This window comes from Marivita sp. (genome assembly GCF_051251565.1).
GTDB lineage: Bacteria > Pseudomonadota > Alphaproteobacteria > Rhodobacterales > Rhodobacteraceae > Marivita.
Genome location: NZ_JBPOFB010000016.1, coordinates 19,269 through 37,268, shown reverse-complemented (window position 1 = coordinate 37,268; position 18,000 = coordinate 19,269). Strand labels below are relative to the sequence as shown.

Sequence of the window (18,000 nt, the reverse complement as noted above, 5' to 3'; positions counted from 1 at the left end):
TGCAAGGCATACCATCCACTTTAGTCAGAAAACGGATTGAGGGAAGCGAACACTGGAAGTGACTGAACCAGCTCAGTGCAGACGCCATAAGATGCCGGCGTCCGCGCTCTTGGCGCAGGCCGCTGACGGAAGCGGTAAGGCACAGACATGATGGCGGCGGCCCTGACATGAAATTGGTATGCCAGGACCGCCACGAGGGAACGTTTTAGATATCTTGAACGGGAGGGCGGTACGGTTTGACCCGCACCGCCAAAATGTATTTTTGGTCAATGACTTGCGATAAATTCCTATTCGTCGCTTTTGTGAACGAAACTTTGACGCAAAATCTGACGGCTTGTTGGATGGACCACGATCATGACTTCGCTGCCATGTTGGTCATAAGCGGTCAGCGTGTTTGTTTCTTGATCCACCATCTGAATATCTCTGAAACCAGCCATGATCAGCTTGGCTGCCATGCCATCAAAATACTGGTTCGGCATGTCTGCGGTCGGGCTGGCAGATGCGCTCACGGCGCACAGCATGGCGACGCCGGTCAAAGCAGATGTGAAATATTTCATGATGCATTTCCTTGATGTTAAATGTTTGTTGTTGGACCTGTCGTCCAGCCCTGTGACCACCTTGCCGAAATTGCGCTGTGGTTGATGTGAACAGCTTCACAGGGTGTGGCGAAAAAATGCCTCAATGCCCGCATTGCCGCCATCAAAGCGGTATTCCGGGGTTTGTAAGGGTACGGTGCTTATGGCCGGGTTTGCCGTCCATTTCGGTTTGGAAAGGGCGCGTTCCGTCCCGCATCTCGGCCTGACAAAAGCTTAACAAAACCTTAAAGGGTCAGCACCTCTGTCCCAATGTTTCGCGCGCGAAACAATAGGTCCATTCCGGTCCTATCTGTCGGGTTCCCGGACTCGCTGTGCACAGGGTGCTGCGGGAGGATGCAACGGGATTGGTGCTGGCAGGGGCACGACTGTTAGAAAAAACGCCACATCGATGCTGGTCCGCTGCGCGCTTGCGCTGCGGACCAGCCAACCCTTTGTCAGCCTGCGTTAGCGGGCGTTGGTCAGCCGAACACCAAGCCACCGTCAACGATAAGGTTTTGCCCCGTGATCGCGCGGGCCCATGGGCAGGCAAAGAAAAGGACCGCATCGGCAGCGTCTTCCGGGGTGGTGACAGACCGCAACGGTGTCGTGTTTGCGATAAAATCGAACACTTCGTCCGGCGTTGCCGCGCTGGCATCCGTGCCGCGCAAAAGCCCGCCCGAAACCATGTTGACGGTGATGCCCTTGGGCCCCAACTCGGCGGCGGCAGTGCGTGTCAACGCCAACAAGGCGGCCTTGGCAGACGTGTAGTCATGATAGGGCACAACCGGGTTCTGAACGAGGTTCGTACCGATTGTGATGACCCGCCCAAACCCATTGGCCTCCATCCCCGGTGTCGTCGCCTGAAGCACGTTGAGCGCCCCCAGAACGGCTGTCGAGTGCTGTCGCACCATGTCGGCCGGTGGCATGCTGTGCAAGGTATGCCGCGCATCCCCGTTAAAGCTGTAGTCGGCAAGGGCATTGTGGACAACGGTTGTGATGGGTCCAAACCGGTCCGTCGCTTCGGCGACCATGGCCTTGACCGCGTCGGCATCTTGCACATCGGCTTGCAGCGCAATCGCGGTGTCGCCAAGGCGGGTGGCAAGCGCGTCTGCGGCTGTCTTGCTCTGGCGGTAATTGACGATCACCTTAGCGCCTTCTCGGGCAAAGGCGGTAGCGATGGCGGCTCCAAGGCCCCGGCCCGCGCCGGTGACCAGGACGGTTTGGTCATGGATGGGTTTGGTCATGATTGGTCTCTCCAGAGGGTGTGAAAGTGGTGAACAGGCCCATGTCCGTGTCCGACCGAAAGCGCATCTGCGGCAGCGATGGCCCCGGCGACATAGCGTTTTGCCGCTTCGACCGCTGCGTTGAACGACGCGCCTTGTGCTAGCTGGGCAGCAAGTGCCGACGACACCGTGCAGCCTGTCCCATGGGTGTTCTTGCCGGGGGTCCGCACCCCTTCGAACCAGTGCACCCTGCCATCAACACAGAGCACGTCCGGGCTGTCCGGCTGGTCAAGATGACCGCCCTTCACAAACGCCGCCCTTGGCCCAAGCTTGGTCAAGGCGATCGCCTGCTCTGCCATCATTGTCCGGTCCGTGGCCTCTGGCACGTCCAAAAGCCGCGCCGCCTCGGGCAAGTTGGGCGTGAGGATGGTGGCCAATGGCAAAAGCTCAGTGCGCAGCGCGGCAATGGCCTCGTCCGCCAACAGCGATGCGCCGCCTTTGGCCACCATCACCGGGTCAAGAACGATGGGGACGGTGCGATGGTCTGCCAAAGCGGTGGCGACCGCTGCCGCGATCTGCGCCGTTGCGATCATTCCGATCTTGACCGCATCAACGCGCACATCAGCAAAGACCGCTGCAATCTGGGCTGTGACAAACGCCGGTGAGACCAGTTCAACACTGCTGACGCCTTGGGTGTTTTGTGCCGTCAACGCAGTCAGCGCGGCCATGCCATAGGTGCCGTTTGCGGCAAAGGTCTTGAGGTCCGCTTGCACACCTGCCCCGCCGGACGGGTCTGACCCGGCAATCGTCAGAACATTCCTGATCATGGTCTGTCTCCAAAAGCGGTGTCCAGCGCGCTGCGCAAGGCGCGGGCGGCCTGTTCGGGGTCTGGTTGGCCACAAATGGCGGACACCACCGCCATTCCGTCACACCCGGCGGCCACAACCGCACAGGCATGATCGCGTTTCAGCCCGCCAATCGCCACGCTCGGCAAGGTCGACGCAGCGGCCAAACCTGCCAATCCGGCCATCCCGATGCTGGGCGCATGATCGGGTTTCGTTGCGGTCGTGAACACTGTGCCCAGACCCAGATAGTCCACGGCATCCGCGGTGGCGGCCCGCACCTGATCCACGGTTTCACAAGACAGCCCGATGATCTTGTCCGGGCCAAGCCGCGCGCGGGCTTCGGCACTGCTGATGTCGTCCTGCCCAAGGTGAATCCCGTCCACATCAGCGGCAATCGCGGCCTCAAGATCGTCATTGATCACCAAAGGTACGCCGCTGCCCGCCAGAACGTGTTTGAGCGCGCGTGCTGCCGCGACGCGATCTTGCGTAGATGCGTCCTTGTCCCGAAGCTGGACAAAACTGACACCGCCACGCACCGCCGCCAGAACGAACTTGGCCAGATCATCTCCCGCACACAGCACCGGGTCTGTGACCAGATACAGGCGCAGATTGCGCGGGGTCACAGCCATGTCACGCGACCCTGATCAAGATCATTTGGCTGAAGCGCGTGAAGCTGATCAAGAAAGTGAACGGAAAAACTACCGGGTCCGTCAGAGACACGGGCCGCGCGGTCGCCTGCCTCGGCAAAGTGCACAAGAGCGGCCAGTGTTGCGTCAAACGCCGGGGCAACCGCTGCGTAAGCCCCCATCAAAGCGGTGAGCGAACAGCCCAAAGCTGTCACTTTCGGCATGATATCTGCGCCGCCTGTGATGGTGACCTGCCGTGTCCCGTCGGTCACAAAGTCGACCGGGCCGGTAACGGCCACGACGCATCCTTGCGCGCGTGCCAGAACTGTGGCGCTGGCCTGCGCGTCGGTTACGCTGTCGCCACTGTCGGCACCTTTGCCTGCTCCGGTCCCACCAGCCAAAGCAATGATTTCCGATGCATTGCCCCGGACAATGTCAGGTTTTTGGGCCAGCAGATCCTGTGCGACCTTGGCGCGATAGGGGGTTGCGAAATGTGCCACCGGGTCCAGCACCCACGGCACAGAGTGCGCCTGCGCCGTTTGTGCGGCGATCAGCATGCTGTCGACCCACGGGGCGGACAGCGTGCCGATGTTGATCGTCAACGCACCGGCAAGCGGTGTGAAATTGGCAACCTCTTCCGGGGCATGAAGCATCGCCGGAGAGGCGCCCGCCGCCAAAGTGACATTCGCCGCAATGTTCATGGCAACGTAATTGGTGATGCAGTGTACGAGCGGCGTTTTTTCCCGCATCGTCTGGAGCGCAGTCTGTGGCGTCATCTGGTTTCTCCGATCATCTGGAAGACGGAGAGACGCACCAGACCAACGGTCAGGTCCAACCTCCCTCCGCCAGCATTATCTGGTTCAGGTTCAAAGGGTGCATCTCAGCCTTGCGGCGCCCCCGGCGTACCGTAGGGTTCCCGCAGGCAACCTGTGATGTCAAGGCCACACGTGCACTGTGCTCAAACGCATAGCCGGCCTCAACCGTGCTATTTTGGCGCTACCCCCTGCGCTTGCGGGATCGCTGTTTGCGCAGGCTGCCTCGGCCACGGTCATGAAACTCGGGTGGGCGTTTGGCCACCCACGCAAAGAACGTGGCGAGATGCGGATGGGCGCGCAGTGCTTCGGGCGTGTTGAACGCGCGGGCCAGCTCTGCCTCGGTCAATGTCGCGTGGATTTCCTGATGGCAGATGTGATGCACTAGGATCGTCGGCCCACCCTTGCCGCCCTTCAGCTTTGGGATCAGGTGATGCTGGCTTTGCCGCACCCCCGCAGGGATCGGACGCTGGCACAGCGGACAGAGGGGATCGGGCAGGGTCACAGCTTTGGGTCTCCGGTGCGAGAGGCTTGTGCTGGCGCGTCGGGCAAGGCATTTAGCTGCTACATTTTTTGTGTAATTCAAGGGTCGGGCCATGGAATGGGATTTGTCAGCGCAACCGCCCATCGTGCAAAAGGCGGTGGGCTTTGCGCTGCAAGGCTACGAGATCGCACTTGGCTGGCTATTGTCCCCCGCCGCATGGTCGCAATTTGCCATTCTGGTGGTCGCCTATCTGGCTGCCGTCATCCTTGCGCGGAAAATCCGTCCGCCGCTTGTCCGCCTTCTGACACCCCCCGAAAGCAATCTTAGCGCCCTGTCCAAGCTGCGGCGCAATTTGCTTCTTTTTGTGCCGCTTTTGGTGCCCGTCTTTGCCTATGCGCTTGCCGGGATCGGGGAACAGGTGATCCGGTCGGTCTTTGGAACGGGCACTGTGATCGCCTTTGGCAAGCGTCTGTTCCTTGTGCTTGCGGCCCGCATTTTCGTTCGAGATATCCTGTCGGATCCGTTCCTCAAATTGCTGGGGCGCTATGTGCTGCTTCCGGCGATGGCGCTTTACGCGTTTGGACTGCTGGATGTGCTGACCGAACGGCTCAGCGCGACAATGATCAGCCTGGGCAATATTTCGTTCTCGGTAATGTCCCTGTTGCGCGGCGTGATTTCCGGGGCGATTCTGTTCTGGCTGGGTCGCTGGTCGAATGACCAATCCGCCGCCTACATCAACAAACAAGAAGAGATGCGCCCCGCCACCCGGCAGCTTGCAGCCAAGGCGGCAGAGCTGATGATCTTTGGCGTCGCATTCCTGCTCTTGATGAACATCATGGGCGTGCCGCTGACCTCGCTCGCGGTTCTGGGTGGTGCGATTGGTGTGGGTCTTGGTTTTGGCCTGCAAAAGATCGCGTCGAACTACATCTCGGGGGTGATCCTGCTGCTCGAAGGGCAAGCGACGGTTGGCGACTATGTAGAGCTCGACAACGGCGAATCGGGCACCATCGTCAAGACAACCGCCCGCGCGATGATCCTTGAGACCTTTGATGGCCGCTGGATCGTGGTCCCGAACGAGGATTTCATCACCACGCGCGTCATCAACTATTCCGATCAAGGCAGCGCCAACCGGATCGAGGTGGCTTTTTCTGTCAGCTATGACACCGACATCAACCTTGTCCCGGACATCATTTCAAAGGCCGTTGCGACCCATCCCGGCGTTCTTAGCAAACCCGAACCGCCCGATGTCGAACTGCGTGGCTTTGGGGACAGTGGCATCGATTTTGGCGTGGAATTCTGGGTCAATGGCATTGATGACGGCAAGAACAAATATGCCTCGGATGTGCTGTTCCTGATCTGGAACGCGCTGAAAGAGCACAACATCGAAATCCCCTATCCCCGCCGCGTTATCGAGATGCGCAACGCGCCCCCAGAGGCGTGACCGACGCGCTGGTCATCGGCGGTGGGCCTGCGGGCCTGATGGCGGCAGAGGCGCTGTTGCAAGCCGGTCGCGCGGTGACGCTGGTCGAGGCGAAACCGTCCATCGGGCGCAAGTTCCTGATGGCGGGTAAGTCGGGGTTGAACCTGACCAAGATGCAGGAGTCTGCGCCGTTCCTGGCATCCTACGGCGTGGGTCTGCACCCGACTTTGCGCAACTGCCTGCATGCTTTTGGCCCGGAAGAGGTCCGCTCATGGGCCGAAGACATGGGGCAAAGCACTTTCACCGGGTCCACCGGACGGCTGTTTCCACATGCAATGAAAGCGTCTCCGCTGCTGCGGGCGTGGCTGGCGCGGTTGGACGCGCTTGGGCTTGACCGGCACACCCGTTGGCGCTGGGTCGATTGGGACCAGAACACGCATCAGTTCGACACGCCCGACGGCACCCGCGTGTTGGTGCCCCGTGTGACCGTGTTCGCGCTTGGCGGTGCAAGCTGGGCGCGGCTGGGGTCAGACGGGCAATGGGCGGCGCGTTTCGCAGCGCACGGGATTCCGCTTGCGCCATTCCAGCCGTCAAATGTTGGCCTTGATGTCGGATGGTCGGACCACATGATCAAACACTTTGGCGCGCCGCTCAAAAGCATCGCCTTGCATGCCGGGGATCAGGTGTCGCGCGGCGAGGTTGTGATTTCGAACCGGGGGCTTGAGGGCGGTGGCGTGTATCCGTTGGCCCCTGCCTTGCGCGACGGGGCCGCGCTGCGCTTGGACCTGTTGCCGGACCTCAGCGTTTCAGATGTGGCTGCGCGGCTGGCAAAGCCCAAGGGTAAAGCGAGCCTGTCGAACCATCTGCGCCGGGTGCTAAAGCTGTCGCCTGCTGCACAGGCCATGCTGCGCGAATTTGTGCCGTCTTTGCCCGATGCCCCAAATGCCTTGGCGCAGGTGATCAAGGCGGTCCCGATCCGTCACGCCGGTCTGCGCCCGATGGACGAGGCGATCAGCACTGCGGGTGGCGTGCCCTTTGACGCGTTGGACGACACGCTGATGCTGCGCGACCGGCCCGGCACGTTCTGCGCAGGCGAGATGCTCGACTGGGATGCGCCCACGGGTGGCTATCTGCTGACCGCTTGTTTCGCCACCGGGCTTTGGGCAGGGCGGCACGCGGCGGAGTATGACCGCCCGTGACGTGACGTTGGGGCGTGACACGTCAACTTTGCCCGTGTCAGGTGACGCCAACTGAGGAGTTCTGCCATGATCACATACCCCCATATGCTTGCGCCGCTGGACCTTGGGTTCACCACGTTGAAAAACCGCGTGCTGATGGGGTCGATGCACACGAACCTCGAAGAAACCGGCGATTGGAACCGCGTGGCCGAGTTCTATGCCACGCGCGCACGGGGCGGCGTGGCGTTGATGGTGACGGGCGGCATGGCCCCCAACCGCGAAGGCGGGGTGTTTCCCGGCGCGTCTGGCTTGTTCACGGACACCGACATTGCCAATCACCGGATGGTCACGGATCGGGTGCATGACGCGGGCGGCAAGATTGCCATGCAGATCCTGCATGCCGGGCGCTATGCTTATGGCAAGGAATGTGTCGCGCCCTCTGCGGTGAAATCCCCGATCTCACCGTTTGTGCCGATCGCATTGGACGAGGTCGGGATCGAAAAACAGATCGCCGACATGGTCACAGCTGCGAAACGCGCGCAAGAGGCCGGATATGACGGGGTCGAGGTGATGGGATCGGAGGGGTATTTCCTCAACCAGTTCCTTGTGACCCACACCAACAAACGCACGGACCGCTGGGGCGGCAGTTATGAGAACCGGATGCGCCTGCCCGTTGACGTGGTGCGCCGTGTGCGCGCGGCGGTGGGGCCGGAGTTCATTTTGATCTACCGATTGTCGATGATTGATCTGGTGCCGAATGGATCGACCCATGACGAGGTGGTCCAATTGGCGCAGGCGATTGAACAGGCGGGTGCCACGATCATCAACACCGGGATCGGCTGGCACGAAGCGCGAATCCCGACGATTGCCACCAGCGTTCCACGCGCGGCCTTTGCCTGGGTGACGAAAAAGCTGATGGGCAAGGTGGGCATCCCGGTCATCACGTCGAACCGGATCAACACGCCGGAAGTGGCCGAAAACGTGCTGGCCGATGGCTGTGCCGACATGGTGTCGATGGCGCGGCCGTTCCTGGCTGACCCCGATTTCGTTGCGAAAGCGGCGGCGGGAAAGGGCGCGCAGATCGCACCGTGTATCGCGTGCAATCAGGCCTGTCTGGATCACACGTTCCAGATGAAGATCAGCTCCTGTCTGGTGAACCCGAAGGCGTGTTTCGAGACCGAGTTGAAAACGGACCCAACCGCCGTTCCCAAACACGTTGCGGTGGTGGGCGCGGGCCCTGCGGGCCTGTCGGCGGCGATCACGGCGGCAGAGCGCGGGCACCGGGTGACGCTGTTCGACAAGGCCACTGAAATAGGCGGCCAGCTCAACATAGCCAAACAGGTGCCCGGCAAGGAAGAGTTTTGGGGTTTGGTGGATTGGTATCGCACAATGCTCGCCGAAACCGGTGTCACCGTGACCTTGGGCCAAGCGGTGACAGCGGATGACCTGTCCGGCTATGACGATGTGATCATTGCCACGGGCGTTCTGCCGCGTGATCCGCAGATCCCCGGTCAGGACGGGCCGAACGTGGTCAGCTATATTGATGTGCTGCGCGGCAAGGTGACTGTTGGCAAACGGGTTGCCGTTGTCGGGGCCGGGGGGATCGGGTTCGATGTGTCGGAATACCTGGTGCACGAAGGCGATAGCCCCACAGAGAACCTTCCCGACTGGATGCGTGAATGGGGGGTCACCGACCCCGCCGAACAGCGCTCTGGTTTGGCCCCCGAAGGTGCCCAGCCCAGCCCGCCTGCGCGGCAGGTGACATTGCTTCAGCGCAAGGCCGAGAAACCGGGCAAGCGGTTGGGCAAAACGACTGGCTGGATTCACCGCATGAGCCTGATGATGAAGGACGTGCAGATGAAAGCGGGTGTGAATTACGAGCGCATCGACGCGGGCGGTTTGCACATCTCTTATGGCGAGGCGCGCGAACGGCCCGAGGTGATTGCCTGCGACACCGTTGTGCTTTGTGCGGGTCAGGTGCCGGAACGGTCGCTTGCGGATGCATTGGAGGCACGCGGCGTGACATGCCACGTGATCGGCGGAGCGGAAGTGGCAGCGGAACTGGACGCCAAGCGCGCCATTGATCAGGGCACACGATTGGCAGCAGCGCTATAGTCCATGCCGCGCAAGGTGGTCTTGCTCCAAGACACCTCACGCGGAACGTCACCTTATTCCGTCACGGTGATGGTGATCACCTCGCTGACCACCGGCGGATCATGCGGGACGTGAAAGTGATCCCCCAGCACAAGCTGCATCGTGTAGGTGCCGGGTTCCAGATCATAGGTCGCCTGCGTCTGACCGGCACCGTAATGGATATGGGCATCATCGGCGGGAATGCCGTTGGCAATCAGCTCTGCATCATCCGCGCCTTCACCGAATGGCGCACGATTCAGGAACATATGGTGATGCCCTGTGCCGTCGATCTCGACCCCGGCAGGCGCGACTCCCATGCCGCTGAGGCCAAACACGACGGTGACCGGCGATTGCACGGCTGCTCCGTCTTCGAGATTGACGATGTAGACCTGTGCGCCGGGTGTGGATGGTGTGTCGCCTGCAAAGGCGATTGATGCAGATGCAACAGCAAGGGCCATGCCCAGAATACTGTGTTTCATGAGTCTCCTCCCAAATTGGGGCAAACTACCTTCCCCAACGTAAGGATAGGGGCGGCGACCTGCTTTCCCAATCACAGTCTTGCGATTTTGGCCCCTCCAGTGCTGTTTCCGCTAGGACGACATTGCCCAACAAAACCCAGATATTGTCGGCAGAGCGCCCAAGTCGCGCCTGAATTGGTCTGCATACCTCATGGCAACGAAACACGAGGAACACGTATGGACCGTCTTACCGAAATGGAGGCCTTTGCCACGGTTGTGGATCAGGGTGGCTTTACCGACGCGGCCAAGAAGATGGGCATCTCTAAGTCTGCTGTGTCCAAGCATGTCTCAAGCCTTGAGGCGCGTTTGGGGGCACGGCTTTTGAACCGGACAACACGTCGGGTCAGCCCGACCGAGATTGGCCTTGCCTATTACGACCGCGCCCGCAGGGTGCTGAACGACGCCGGTGAAGCGGATGCGCTGGTGACCTCCATGCAATCGGCCCCGTCAGGTCTGTTGCGGATCAGTGTGGCGACCGATTTCGGGGTGAACCACCTGTCCCCGGTTCTGGGTGACTTCCTGTCGGATTTTCCGGATATCACGGTGAACATGGTGCTGAACAACCGCTACGTTGAACTGATCTCCGAAGGGTTCGACATGGCGGTGCGGATCGGAGAGCTGGAAGACAGCACGCTGCGCGCCCGCAAGCTGACCGAGACAACCAAACGGATGATCGCAGCCCCCGGCTATTTCGAAAAATACGGGCGTCCGCGGCGGATTGACGATCTGAACGAACACAAGCTTTTGCACTACTCGAACCAATCGAGCGGCAATGTCTGGAAAGTGACTGCGCCATCAGGCGAAAAACGTCAGATTCGCACGGCGGGCTGGCTGTCGGTCAATGACGGGCAATCGCTTTTGAACGCCTGTGTGGCGGGTCTGGGCATCGCCTATCTGCCGTCCTTCCTGTACGCCGACGCGATGGAACAAGGGCTGGTCGAGGACGCGATCCCCGATCTGCCTGTGGACACCCAGGGTATCTACGCGGTGTATCCTCCGGGCCGGTTTACCCAACCCAAGGTTCGGGCGTTCATCGACTTTCTTGTGCATCAATTCGCCGATAAAGGCCCGAAAGACTGGTAATCGCTTCCTCCCTCGTCTGTTCGCAGACCACCTTCACGCCTCGGGTGCCATAGCCCGGGGCGTTTTTTTGTGCTGGTTTGCGGGTTGCGGTGTGCGGCGGTCGGGGGCAGTGTCTGGCGACCTGTTCACCCGCCGTCGGAGATGCGCCCATGCCGTTTACCCTTGCCACCTGGAACATCAATTCCGTCCGTCTGCGCGAAGGGCTGGTTGCACGGCTGATGTCCGAGGAGGCGCCGGATGTGCTGTGCTTGCAGGAGTGCAAAAGTCCGGTGGACAAGATCCCGCTCGCGCAGTTTCAGGCGCTGGGCTACGGCCACATGGTTGCGCGCGGGCAGAAGGGCTATAACGGCGTTGCCATCCTGTCAAAACTGCCGATCGAAGATATGGGCGACAAGGATTTCGCCAATCTCGGCCATGCGCGTCATGTGGCAGGGCGGCTTGAGAACGGGGTGACGATCCACAACTTCTATGTGCCAGCGGGCGGCGATGTGCCGGACCGTGCGGTGAATGAAAAATTTGGTCAAAAGCTCGATTACCTCACCGAGATGCGGGATTGGTTTCATGGCGACCGGCCTGAAAAGGCCATCCTGGTCGGGGATTTGAACATTGCCCCGCGCGAGGATGATGTCTGGTCACACAAGCAATTGCTCAAAGTGGTGAGCCACACGCCCATCGAAGTCGCGCATTTTCAGGAAACGCAGGATGCGGGTGGTTGGGTGGATGTGACCCGGCAGGATATCCCGGACGGTTTGTTGTATTCCTGGTGGAGCTACCGGGCCAAGGATTGGGACGCAGCGGACAAGGGGCGGCGGTTGGACCATGTTTGGGCCACGCCGGACATTTCGAACGCAGCCCATTCCAGCCGGGTGTTCCGCGATGCGCGCGGTTGGGAAAAGCCCAGCGATCATGCGCCGGTGTTTGCGACCTTTGATCTCTAGGCCCCCAGGGGCCTGCCACTTTTCGCCAAATCCTATGAATTTACCTGACAAAAGGGCAGGATAGACGCATCGCGCCGATTCGAGACGGTTGTCTGTCTTGGGAGAGGGTTGGCGCAAAACGGCGAAGCGGCGGCATGTTTGGAGGACATGCTGGCTGGAAGGGCAACGACAATTGTCGGGCGTCCATGTGGCTTTCAGGAAAAATGTTTAGCTTTGAACCATTTTGCTATGCGTCCAACGCATGGATGTTATGCCTCAGGGACACTGCCGCAAGGGAACCTGCCATGATAGGCACGCGTTGACTGTACCGATCCGATGCATCACCGGAATTGGTTGAGATTTAAACTAAAGACCGAATGGTCTGGCCAAGGGAAGAGGGCACATGAAAGACACCCCCAATGATATCGACCCGGTCGAATCTCAGGAATGGCAAGACGCGATTGAAGACGTGATCCTTCGGGATGGCGCCGATCGTGCGCATTTCCTGCTCGACAAGGCGGTCCAGCAGGCTCGCGCCGCCGGTGCAAAGCTGCCGTTTTCGGCGAACACCCCGTACCAGAACACGATTGCGCTGGATGACGAGGTCGAGATTCCCGGCGACACGGAAATGGAGTGGCGCATCCGCACCATCAACCGTTGGAACGCCATGGCGACCGTGGTCAAGCGCAACAAGGAAAGCAGCGAATATGGCGGGCACATCGCGTCTTTCGCCTCGTCTGCCGCGCTTTATGACATCGGGCTGAACCACTTCTGGCGGGCAAAATCGGCCATTCACGGCGGCGATCTTGTGTTCTTCCAAGGCCATGTGATCCCCGGCATCTACGCACGATCCTTCATGGAAGGCCGCATCAGCACCGAACAGCTTGAGGCGTTCCGGTCCGAGGTTGATGGTGGGGGGCTAAGTTCGTATCCGCACCCGTGGCTGATGCCGGATTATTGGCAGTTCCCGACCGTTTCGATGGGTTTGGGGCCACTCATGGCGATCTATCAGGCGCGGTTCATGAAATACATGCACAACCGTGGCCTGATCGATGCCGCCGACCGCAAGGTCTGGTGCTTCCTTGGCGATGGCGAAATGGACGAACCCGAAAGCCGGGGTGCCATTGATCTGGCGCACCGTGAGGGTCTTGATAACCTGATCTTTGTCGTGAACTGCAACCTGCAACGCCTTGATGGCCCGGTGCGCGGCAACGGCAAGATCGTGCAAGAGCTTGAGGGCGATTTCCGCGGGGCTGGCTGGGACGTGATCAAGCTGCTTTGGGGGCGTGGCTGGGATGACCTGTTGGAACGCGACACATCGGGCAAACTGCGTCAGTTGATGGATGAGACCGTCGACGGCAATTACCAGACGTTCAAATCCAAAGACGGCGCGTATATCCGCAAGCATTTCTTTGGCAGGTACCCGGAAACCGCGGCGCTGGTCGAAGATTGGACCGATGATCAGATTTGGGCGCTGCGCCGGGGCGGGCATGATCCCAAGAAGGTCTACAATGCCTTTCTGCGCGCGTCCCAAGCCAAGGGCACGCCGACCTGTTTGCTGGTCAAGACGGTCAAGGGCTATGGCATGGGGACCGCTGGCGAAGGCCAGAACACCACGCACCAGCAAAAAAAGATGCAACTTGATCAGCTCAAGGCGATGCGCGATCGGTTCCAGATTCCGGTCACCGACGCAGAGCTGGAAAAGGACATCCCGTTTGTCAGCCTGAATAACGCACAAAAGGCGTATTTGGCGGATCGGCGCAAAGAACTGGGTGGTTCGTTCCCAAAGCGGGATTGGCGCGATGCACCCAAGCTCGAAATCCCGGCGCTGGACAAGTTCAAGGGTCAACTTGAATCCACTGGCGACCGCGAGATTTCAACGACGATGGCTTTTGTCCGTATTCTGACAACGCTTCTGCGGGACAAGAAAATCGGAAAATATGTGGTTCCGATTGTGCCGGACGAAAGCCGCACCTTTGGGATGGAGGGTCTGTTCCGGTCGGTGGGCATCTATAACCCTCTGGGTCAGACCTATGTTCCCGAAGATCAGGAACAGATGATGTTCTACAAAGAAAGCCTGGATGGTCAGGTTCTTCAGGAAGGCATCAACGAAGCAGGCGCGATGGCGGATTGGATTGCGGCGGCAACGTCATATTCCAACCACGGCGTGCCGATGATCCCGTTTTTCATCTATTATTCCATGTTTGGCTTCCAGCGGATCGGCGATCTGTGCTGGGCGGCTGGTGACAGTCGCGCGCGGGGGTTCATGCTGGGCGGAACGGCCGGACGGACCACGCTGAACGGCGAAGGGTTGCAGCACGAGGACGGGCACAGCCACATCCTCGCCAGCACCATCCCGAACTGCATCAGCTACGATCCGACCTTCAGCTATGAGGTTGCGGTGATCGTGCAGCACGGCTTGCAGCGGATGTTCGTGGATCAAGAGGATGTGTATTTCTACCTGACGCTGATGAACGAGAATTATCAGCATCCAGAGATGCCGATGGGATCTGAAGAGGGGATCATCAAAGGGCTTTACCGTCTGCACAAGACGGCGAAACCTGGCAAGAAGCATGTGAACCTTTTGGGGTCGGGCACGATCCTTGTTCAGGCGCTCAAGGCGGCGGAGATGCTGAAGGAAGATTTCGGCGTCACGTCGGATATCTGGTCGGCGACATCGCTGAATGAACTGGCCCGCGACGGGCAGGACTGCGAACGTCACAACCGTCTGAACCCGCTGTCTGACCCGAAAGTGCCGTATGTCACGCAGCAGCTTGAAGGTGCGAAAGGCCCGATCATAGCGGCCACCGATTACATGAAGAACTTCGCAGAACAAATCCGTGCCTTTGTGCCGGGTCGGTTCACGGTACTGGGCACGGACGGCTATGGCCGATCCGACAGCCGCGTGAACCTGCGTCGCTTCTTTGAGGTGGACGCGAACCATATCGCCGCCGCTGCGATGGTTGATCTGTTCCGCGAAGGTGCGGTGACCGGGAAAGACCTCGAACTGGCTTTGAAGAAATACGACATCGACGGCGAAAAGCCGAACCCGCGTTTGGTGTGAGCGGGAGGAGAACACAATTATGACTACCGAAGTAAAAGTGCCTGACATCGGCGATTTCGACAACGTGCCTGTTGTCACCGTATTGGTGAGCGTGGGCGACACGATTGCCGAAGAAGACCCGATTGTTGAACTGGAATCCGACAAGGCGACGCTGGAAGTGCCGTCTTCGGCGTCGGGTGTCGTGAAAGAGATCATGGTGTCCGAAGGCGACAAGGTCTCTGAAGGATCAGTGATCCTGATCCTTGAAGGCGCGGCCAGCGCCGATGCACCGAAAGATGCCCCCAAAGCTGAGGCCCCAAAAGAGGCAGCTCCGGCGGTGGCACCCGCAGCGGCCCCCGCCCCGGCTTCGGTCACGGCAAAAACCGATGCCGGGTTTGGCAAGGTGCACGCCTCCCCATCCGTGCGCGCCTATGCCCGGCGGGTCGAGGTGGACTTGGCCCAGGTGAACGGATCGGGCCGCAAGGGCCGTATCCTGCGCGAAGATATTGAACTGGCGCTCAAGGCGCAGACGGTTCCGGCAGCGGCCAGCGGCGGTGGTGCACAAGGTGGCATGGGTATCCCGCCGATCCCGGTGGTGGATTTCTCAAAGTTCGGGCCGACCGAAGACGTCGAGATGTCCCGGATCAAAAAGCTCTCGGGCCCTGCGCTGCACCGGTCATGGCTGAACATTCCGCATGTCACGCATAATGACGAGGCAGACATCACGGACCTTGATGCGTATCGCAAGGAAATGGACACGGCGGCCAAAGAAGACGGCTACCGCGTGACGCTGCTTTCGTTTGTGGTCAAGGCGTCGGTGTCCGCGCTCAAGCAACATTGGGAATTCAATTCGTCGATCCATCCCGATGGCGACAAGCTGATCAAGAAGGATTTCTACAATATCGGCTTTGCGGCGGACACGCCCAACGGCCTGATGGTCCCGGTGATCAAAGATGCGGATCGCAAAGGGCTGGTCGAGATTTCCAAGGAATTGATGACCCTGTCCAAAGCGGCCCGCGATGGCGAATTGAAGTCCAAGGACATGCAGGGCGCGACCTTTACGATTTCGTCGCTGGGCGGCATCGGGGGCACCAGCTTTACCCCCATTGTAAACGCGCCCGAAGTGGCGATTTTGGGTCTGACCCGATCCAAGATGGCGCCGGTCTGGAACGGGACAGAATTCGTGCCGCGCCTGATGCAACCTTTGTCGTTGTCTTACGATCACCGCGCCGTCGATGGTGCCTTGGCCGCGCGGTTCACCGTGACGCTCAAGACCCTGCTTGGCGATATGCGCAAGTTGATGTGGTAAGGGGGGCAATCTGATGGATATCAAAGTACCCGATATCGGGGATTTCAAAGACGTGCCCGTGGTGTCTGTGCTGGTCAGTGTCGGTGACACAGTGGCCGCAGAAGACCCGCTGATCGAGCTTGAGTCCGACAAGGCGACGCTTGAAGTGCCGTCGCCCGCGGCTGGCAAGATCACCGAGATCAAGGTTGCCGAAGGGGACAAAGTCTCTGAGGGCAGCGTGATCATGGTCATCGAAGGCGCCGATACGGGGGATGCCCCTGCTGAGGCACCCAAGGAGGAGGCCAAAGCGGCCCCCGCCGCAGTTGCCGCAACCGGCGGGGCCACTGGCCCCGGCGATGTGCATGCCGAGGTGGTTGTTCTCGGCTCTGGTCCAGGCGGCTACACGGCAGCATTCCGGGCGGCGGATCTGGGCAAAAAGGTTGTCCTGATCGAGAAATATCCCGATCTGGGCGGTGTCTGCCTCAACGTGGGCTGCATCCCGTCCAAGGCGCTGTTGCACGTCGCCAAGGTGATCACCGAGGCCGAAGATATGGCCAGCCATGGCGTGAGTTTTGGCAAGCCCAAGATTGATCTGGACGAGCTGCGCAGTTTCAAGGACAGCGTGATCACACAATTGACCGGCGGTCTGGGCGGTCTGGCCAAGGCGCGCAAGGTTCAGGTTGTGCAGGGATACGGAACGTTCACCGGCCCAAACATGATCGAGGTGATCGGCGATTCTGGCAAAACAACAGTCAGCTTTGATCAGTGTATCATTGCCGCCGGGTCCGAACCTGTGAACCTGCCCTTCATCCCGCATGATGATGAACGGGTGATCGACAGCACCGGGGCGCTTGAGCTGAAGGACATCCCGAAGCGGATGCTCGTTCTTGGTGGGGGCATCATCGGTCTGGAAATGGCCTGCGTTTATGACGCGCTTGGGTCCAAGATCACAGTTGTGGAATTCATGGACCAGCTCATGCCGGGGGCCGATAAGGACATCGTCAAGCCGCTGCACAAACGGATCGAAGGCCGGTACGAGAATATCCACCTCAAGACCAAGGTGACGGCGGTTGAGGCGCAGAAAAAGGGACTCAAGGTCACGTTCGAAAATGACAAGGGCGAGACCTTTGACGACACGTTCGACAAGGTTCTTGTGGCTGTCGGTCGCAAGCCGAATGGCAAGCTGATTGATGCCGATAAAGCCGGTGTTGCAGTGGATGACCGCGGCTTTATCGCCGTGGACAACCAGCAGCGTACCGGGGTCAGCCATATCTTTGCCATCGGTGATGTCGTGGGTCAGCCGATGCTGGCGCACAAAGCGGTGCATGAAGGCAAGGTCGCGGCCGAGGTCTGTGCCGGGCACAAGCGGTTCTTCGATGCGTCCCTGATCCCGTCGGTCGCCTATACCGATCCCGAAGTTGCATGGTGCGGCGTGACCGAGACCGAGGCGAAGGCCAAGGGCGTCGCCTATGAAAAGGGCGTGTTCCCATGGGCGGCGTCTGGCCGGTCTTTGTCGAACGGACGGAACGAAGGGATAACCAAGCTTTTGTTCGATCCCAAGGATGACCGCGTGATCGGGGCCTGCATCGTTGGCACCAATGCCGGCGATCTGATTTCCGAAGTGGCGCTTGCCATTGAGATGGGCGCGGATGCGGTCGATCTGGGCCACACGATCCACCCCCACCCGACGCTGTCGGAAACGGTGAATTTTGCCGCCGAGATGTTCGAGGGCACAATCACCGACCTCATGCCGCCGAAGAAGAAAAAGGCGTCCTGATCAGGATGCAAGTTGGGCGATGGGGGCTCTGCCCCCGTCGCCTTCGGCGACTCCCCCGAGGTATTTGGGGCCCAAAGA

At 60.0% G+C, this 18,000-nt stretch carries 15 protein-coding genes and 1 riboswitch; of the genes, 8 read left to right on the top strand and 7 right to left on the bottom strand.

The annotated features are described in order from the left end of the window. Positions 1-287: 287 nt before the first annotated feature. The 6 genes from ACSHXH_RS15940 to ACSHXH_RS15915 form a co-directional block, all read right to left on the bottom strand. Positions 288-557, bottom strand: a complete 270-nt coding sequence (locus ACSHXH_RS15940) for a hypothetical protein (RefSeq protein WP_435672782.1) — start codon at positions 555-557, stop codon at positions 288-290. A 497-nt stretch (positions 558-1,054) separates the two neighbouring features. Next, positions 1,055-1,819 carry a 3-oxoacyl-ACP reductase gene (locus ACSHXH_RS15935; RefSeq protein ID WP_435672781.1) on the bottom strand — a complete coding sequence of 255 codons (765 nt, stop codon included), beginning with the start codon at positions 1,817-1,819 and terminating at the stop codon, positions 1,055-1,057. Continuing rightward, complete coding sequence (gene thiD, locus ACSHXH_RS15930; protein WP_435672780.1) at positions 1,816-2,625, bottom strand: bifunctional hydroxymethylpyrimidine kinase/phosphomethylpyrimidine kinase; 810 nt, start codon at positions 2,623-2,625, stop codon at positions 1,816-1,818. Before thiD ends, ACSHXH_RS15935 begins: the two co-directional genes overlap by 4 nt. Then, a complete protein-coding gene (thiE, locus tag ACSHXH_RS15925) occupies positions 2,622-3,272 on the bottom strand; it encodes a thiamine phosphate synthase (protein WP_435672779.1) in 651 nt (216 codons plus the stop codon). Before thiE ends, thiD begins: the two co-directional genes overlap by 4 nt. Next, positions 3,263-4,045, bottom strand: coding sequence for a hydroxyethylthiazole kinase (gene thiM / locus ACSHXH_RS15920; RefSeq protein ID WP_435672778.1), 783 nt, complete (start codon positions 4,043-4,045; stop codon positions 3,263-3,265). Before thiM ends, thiE begins: the two co-directional genes overlap by 10 nt. A gap of 44 nt (positions 4,046-4,089) precedes the next feature. After that, positions 4,090-4,178: riboswitch (TPP riboswitch) on the bottom strand. Between the two features lie 87 nt (positions 4,179-4,265). Then, positions 4,266-4,580, bottom strand: a complete 315-nt coding sequence (locus ACSHXH_RS15915) for an HNH endonuclease (protein ID WP_435672805.1) — start codon at positions 4,578-4,580, stop codon at positions 4,266-4,268. 97 nt (positions 4,581-4,677) lie between these two features. Between ACSHXH_RS15915 and ACSHXH_RS15910 the strand changes: the two genes are divergently transcribed. From ACSHXH_RS15910 to ACSHXH_RS15900, 3 genes are all read left to right on the top strand, one after another. Beyond that, positions 4,678-6,006, top strand: a complete 1,329-nt coding sequence (locus ACSHXH_RS15910; protein ID WP_435672777.1) for a mechanosensitive ion channel family protein — start codon at positions 4,678-4,680, stop codon at positions 6,004-6,006. Continuing rightward, positions 6,003-7,184: a TIGR03862 family flavoprotein gene (locus ACSHXH_RS15905; protein WP_435672776.1), complete on the top strand. Its 1,182-nt coding sequence runs from the start codon at positions 6,003-6,005 to the stop codon at positions 7,182-7,184. Before ACSHXH_RS15910 ends, ACSHXH_RS15905 begins: the two co-directional genes overlap by 4 nt. 66 nt (positions 7,185-7,250) lie before the next feature. Beyond that, complete coding sequence (locus ACSHXH_RS15900) at positions 7,251-9,278, top strand: FAD-dependent oxidoreductase (protein WP_435672775.1); 2,028 nt, start codon at positions 7,251-7,253, stop codon at positions 9,276-9,278. Positions 9,279-9,331: 53 nt separating this feature from the next. Here the strand turns inward: ACSHXH_RS15900 and ACSHXH_RS15895 are convergent, their stop codons facing one another. Then, a complete protein-coding gene (locus ACSHXH_RS15895) occupies positions 9,332-9,775 on the bottom strand; it encodes a DUF4399 domain-containing protein (RefSeq protein WP_435672774.1) in 444 nt (147 codons plus the stop codon). A 216-nt stretch (positions 9,776-9,991) separates the two neighbouring features. Here ACSHXH_RS15895 and ACSHXH_RS15890 point away from each other — a divergent pair, with 216 nt between their 5' ends. The 5 genes from ACSHXH_RS15890 (at position 9,992) to lpdA (ending at position 17,922) form a co-directional block, all read left to right on the top strand. Continuing rightward, positions 9,992-10,897: a LysR family transcriptional regulator gene (locus tag ACSHXH_RS15890; RefSeq protein WP_435672773.1), complete on the top strand. Its 906-nt coding sequence runs from the start codon at positions 9,992-9,994 to the stop codon at positions 10,895-10,897. Between the two features lie 149 nt (positions 10,898-11,046). Then, the gene (locus ACSHXH_RS15885; RefSeq protein WP_435672772.1) at positions 11,047-11,835 is read left to right on the top strand and encodes an exodeoxyribonuclease III; all 789 of its coding nucleotides are present in this window, start codon (positions 11,047-11,049) and stop codon (positions 11,833-11,835) included. A gap of 382 nt (positions 11,836-12,217) precedes the next feature. Further along, positions 12,218-14,878 (top strand): pyruvate dehydrogenase (acetyl-transferring), homodimeric type, encoded by a 2,661-nt coding sequence (gene aceE / locus ACSHXH_RS15880; protein ID WP_435672771.1) that lies wholly within the window; start codon positions 12,218-12,220, stop codon positions 14,876-14,878. A gap of 19 nt (positions 14,879-14,897) precedes the next feature. Further along, the gene (gene aceF, locus ACSHXH_RS15875) at positions 14,898-16,166 is read left to right on the top strand and encodes a dihydrolipoyllysine-residue acetyltransferase (RefSeq protein ID WP_435672770.1); all 1,269 of its coding nucleotides are present in this window, start codon (positions 14,898-14,900) and stop codon (positions 16,164-16,166) included. Positions 16,167-16,179: 13 nt separating this feature from the next. Continuing rightward, on the top strand, positions 16,180-17,922 hold the full coding sequence (gene lpdA / locus ACSHXH_RS15870; RefSeq protein ID WP_435672769.1) for a dihydrolipoyl dehydrogenase: 1,743 nt from the start codon (positions 16,180-16,182) through the stop codon (positions 17,920-17,922). Positions 17,923-18,000 lie beyond the last annotated feature (78 nt).

Coding starts and splice junctions, on each gene's coding strand:
- ACSHXH_RS15940 (WP_435672782.1), bottom strand. CDS start 557: ATGAAATATTTCACATCTGCTTTGACCGGCGTCGCCATGCTGTGCGCC.
- ACSHXH_RS15935 (WP_435672781.1), bottom strand. CDS start 1,819: ATGACCAAACCCATCCATGACCAAACCGTCCTGGTCACCGGCGCGGGC.
- thiD (WP_435672780.1), bottom strand. CDS start 2,625: ATGATCAGGAATGTTCTGACGATTGCCGGGTCAGACCCGTCCGGCGGG.
- thiE (WP_435672779.1), bottom strand. CDS start 3,272: ATGGCTGTGACCCCGCGCAATCTGCGCCTGTATCTGGTCACAGACCCG.
- thiM (WP_435672778.1), bottom strand. CDS start 4,045: ATGACGCCACAGACTGCGCTCCAGACGATGCGGGAAAAAACGCCGCTC.
- ACSHXH_RS15910 (WP_435672777.1), top strand. CDS start 4,678: ATGGAATGGGATTTGTCAGCGCAACCGCCCATCGTGCAAAAGGCGGTG.
- ACSHXH_RS15900 (WP_435672775.1), top strand. CDS start 7,251: ATGATCACATACCCCCATATGCTTGCGCCGCTGGACCTTGGGTTCACC.
- ACSHXH_RS15895 (WP_435672774.1), bottom strand. CDS start 9,775: ATGAAACACAGTATTCTGGGCATGGCCCTTGCTGTTGCATCTGCATCA.
- ACSHXH_RS15890 (WP_435672773.1), top strand. CDS start 9,992: ATGGACCGTCTTACCGAAATGGAGGCCTTTGCCACGGTTGTGGATCAG.
- ACSHXH_RS15885 (WP_435672772.1), top strand. CDS start 11,047: ATGCCGTTTACCCTTGCCACCTGGAACATCAATTCCGTCCGTCTGCGC.
- aceE (WP_435672771.1), top strand. CDS start 12,218: ATGAAAGACACCCCCAATGATATCGACCCGGTCGAATCTCAGGAATGG.
- aceF (WP_435672770.1), top strand. CDS start 14,898: ATGACTACCGAAGTAAAAGTGCCTGACATCGGCGATTTCGACAACGTG.
- lpdA (WP_435672769.1), top strand. CDS start 16,180: ATGGATATCAAAGTACCCGATATCGGGGATTTCAAAGACGTGCCCGTG.